1 pseudogene is annotated in these 281 nt (G+C 46.3%); it reads right to left on the reverse strand.

The window, feature by feature from the left end:
* Positions 1-281 (reverse strand): annotated as a pseudogene (locus tag B4920_RS26100) (AAA family ATPase); the annotation flags it as partial.

Here is a 281-nt window from a genome sequence, read left to right on the forward strand (position 1 = left end):
CAGCTTCGCCCAGAGAGCTCTGGCTTTGCTTTCTCCAATACCTTTGAAGTCACTTTCTTTTGCGATAAATTGAATGAGTTGTTCACCTGTTTCAGGCAAACTACACACGATGTGCTCAGGTAACTCATAGGTATGCTGCTGCATCACATAATCACCCGTTTCCATTTCTTCTATTAAACGATGGCCTTTAACCGTCCAGTGTTGGCCGAGGGCTGGTTGAACGGGGATGGCATCTGGATCAGCTTTGATGGTGACGTAATACTTGCCGCTATGGGTTTTGT

Origin of the sequence: Zoogloea sp. LCSB751, assembly GCF_002028455.1 — a bacterium.
Lineage (GTDB): Bacteria > Pseudomonadota > Gammaproteobacteria > Burkholderiales > Rhodocyclaceae > Zoogloea.